Annotated in this window: 2 protein-coding genes; one reads left to right on the top strand and one right to left on the bottom strand. The window is 74.5% G+C overall.

Annotated features, from left to right (window positions below):
- Positions 1-116: 116 nt before the first annotated feature.
- Positions 117-2,300 carry a SpoIIE family protein phosphatase gene (locus ACFWDO_RS21340; protein ID WP_380347173.1) on the bottom strand — a complete coding sequence of 728 codons (2,184 nt, stop codon included), beginning with the start codon at positions 2,298-2,300 and terminating at the stop codon, positions 117-119.
- 177 nt (positions 2,301-2,477) lie between these two features.
- Here ACFWDO_RS21340 and ACFWDO_RS21335 point away from each other — a divergent pair, with 177 nt between their 5' ends.
- Positions 2,478-2,834 carry an STAS domain-containing protein gene (locus ACFWDO_RS21335; RefSeq protein WP_380347171.1) on the top strand — a complete coding sequence of 119 codons (357 nt, stop codon included), beginning with the start codon at positions 2,478-2,480 and terminating at the stop codon, positions 2,832-2,834.
- The last annotated feature ends 68 nt before the right edge of the window (positions 2,835-2,902 follow it).

Genomic DNA, 2,902 nt, shown 5'->3' with positions numbered 1-2,902 from the left:
GAGGCTGGTCGGGCCTGGCGGGAGCCGCGAGGAACGAGCGGCGGATGGCGCGCCTCGCGACACGAACGCCCCGGCCCCGCGCGGAAGCAACCACGAGCAACAGCACCCCGGAACAGCTACCCCGGCACCGAAGAAGCGTGCAGCTTCGCCCACACCAGCTTCCCGGACCCGGCGGGCCGCCACCCCCAGTCCGCCAGCCGCTCGACGATCTGCATCCCGAACCCGCCGACGCGGTTGGGGTGCCCGTCGGTGGTGACGGGCGGCGCGGGGTTGGAGTCCTCCACCTCGATGCGCAGGCCGTCGCCGGTGTCGAAGAGGCGCAGGGCGATGTTGCCCCACCCGTGCAGCACGCCGTTGGCGACGAGCTCGGAGACGACGAGCTCGGCGGACGCGGACTCCGGCAGCCCCCACGCCTGGCAGGTGCGGAGCACGGCGTGCCGGGCGCGGCCGATGGACGCGGGTTCGCTGGGCAGCAGCCAGCGCCGGGAGCGGGGGCTCAGCGGCTGGGTCTCGGCGTCGGCGACGGGGTCGGGCACGCGGACGACGACGAGCGCGACGTCGTCCTCGGGGGCGTCGGCGAGCCGGGACAGCAGCTCCTCCCCCACGCCGGCGGCGTCGCGCGCGGTGATGCGGGCGGACGTCTCGACGAGGGCGTCGAGCCCCACCTTGAGCGACCGGTCGCGGCGCTCGATGAGCCCGTCGGTGTAGAAGAGCATGACGTCGCCGCGGCGCAGCTCGGCCTGCCCGGTGGTGCGGGGCTTCGACCCGAACCCGACGAGCGAGCCCGCCCCGCCCGCGAGCTGCGTGACCGTGCCGTCGCGCAGGAGCAGCGGGGGCAGGTGCCCGGCGCGGGTGTACTGCACGGTCCAGGCGTCGCCGTCGGGCTGGTGCCGCAGCGTCGCGTAGACCATGGAGGCGGAGCGCGGGATCCGCATGCCGGTGACGAGCTGGTCGACGCGGTCCACGACGATCCCGGGCGTGGCGAGCTCGAACGCGTACGAGCGGACCACGGACCGCAGCTGCCCCATGGCGGCCGCGGCCTCGACGTCGTGCCCGACCACGTCCCCGACGACGAGGCCGACGGTGCCGTCGCTGATCTGCAGCACGTCGTACCAGTCGCCGCCCACCTGGGCGTGCTCGGCGTTGGGCGCGTAGTAGGTCCACACGTCGAGGCCGGAGACGTCGGCCTGCTCGGGCAGCATGGCCCGCTGCAGGGCCTCGGCGAGCCGGTGCTCGCGCGCGTACAGGCGCGCGTTGTCGATGGCGGTGCCGGCGCGGCGGGCGACCACCTCGATCACGGTGTGCACGTGCTGCGGCTCGGACGCGGGGGCCCGGGGGTCCTCGGTGACGGTGCCGTCGGCGGCGACCCCGACGCCGTGCCAGGTGGCGAGGAGGCCGAGCACGCGGCGGCGGCCGGCCACGGCGTGCACGACGACGGCGCGCGGCAGGGCGCCTGTCTCCTCGACCACCCGGCGCAGCAGGTCGCGGCGCAGCCACCCGGAGGCCGAGTGCGCCGGGAAGCGTGCGTCGAGCCGGAGCATCACGGGCCCTTCGACGACGCCCTCGAGCAGGTCCTGGACCTCGTCGCGGGGCGGCTCGTGCCCGTCGTGCGGCGGCCGGTCGGCGGCGTCCGCCTCGGGGGCCTCGGGCACGTAGCGGGCGTGCCGCCGGCCGCGCCCGCTCGGCGGCGAGGCGACGTCCACGCCGTCCGCGAAGAGCAGGCCGTCGTCGTTGACGTAGAACCCCGCCCACGGCACGACGGAGCGGAGCAGGTCGGCGATGTCGCGCAGGGCGTACGGGTACTCCAGGTCGCCGAGCAGCTCCGTCGTCTGGGCGATGAGGTCCAGGTCGGCGCGCTCGCGGCGCTCGACCTCGAGGGAGGCGAGCTGCGCGGCCTGCCGCTCCACGTGCGTCGAGACGTCGGTGGCGGTGCCGAACCAGCGGGCGGCGGCCCCGTCCGCGTCCCGCACGGGAGACACCGTCAGCTGCCACCAGGTGAGGGACCCGTCGGCGCGGCGGCCGCGCACCAGGCGCGTCGTGGGGCGCCCCGCGCGGAGCTCGTCCTGGCTGCGAGCGCGGTCGGCGTCGTCCACGACGAGGGACAGCAGGGCGTGGCTCCCGAGCGCGGCGAGACGGGCCGCGTCCGTCCCGGTCTCGTGGGTGAACGCGTCGTTGACCCACAGCACGGGCATGCCGTCGCCCCACGAGCCGGTCACGAAGACCGGGATGACGGAGTCCGCGACGGCGGCGTCAAGAAATCCCCCGGGGAGGGGCGGCACAGGACCGGATGATTCGGTCATAATGCCTCCACTGCCAAGATTCCCCGCCCTGGTTGGTGTTCTTGCTGGTCATTCAACCGTAGATTGGTGTCGGCCGAGACTCGAGATGAACGCCCCGCGCGTGGAAGGAGCACCGTGCACGACGGATCGAACACGACCCCACGTGACCTGCGGCGTGCGGACGTCAAGGAAGCGGACATGCCGCCCGACCTGGGCGATCCCGCCAGCGTGCACGTGATCGTCGGTGCTTCGCGCGCCCGCGTCGTGCTGTCCGGCGAGATCGACGCGGACATCGGCGCCGAGCTGGGCGAGGCGATCTCCGACGCCGAGGGCTCCGGGCTCCCCGTGGAGATCGATGCCCACCACGTCACCTTCATGGACTCCTCGGGTGTGGCGTTCCTCGCACGGCTCGCGTCGCGCAGCCCGCACCGCGTGCGGGTGCTGCGCGCCCCGCCCACCGTCCGCTTCCTCCTCGAGGTCACGCGCATCGGCGAGCTGCTGGAGATCGTCGATGTCGACCCGGGCTTCGACCTCGAGACCCCGGCCCCCCGATAGGTGCCGAGGTAGTTCACAACTCGCCGAGGTAGTTCGAAGGGGCGGCCCGCACCAGGTGCGGGCCGCCC

The sequence above is a fragment of the Isoptericola sp. NPDC060185 genome, assembly GCF_042728595.1.
GTDB lineage: Bacteria > Actinomycetota > Actinomycetes > Actinomycetales > Cellulomonadaceae > Isoptericola.
The sequence above is the reverse complement of the archived record's forward strand: the minus strand, read 5'-3'. Positions and strand labels throughout refer to the sequence as shown.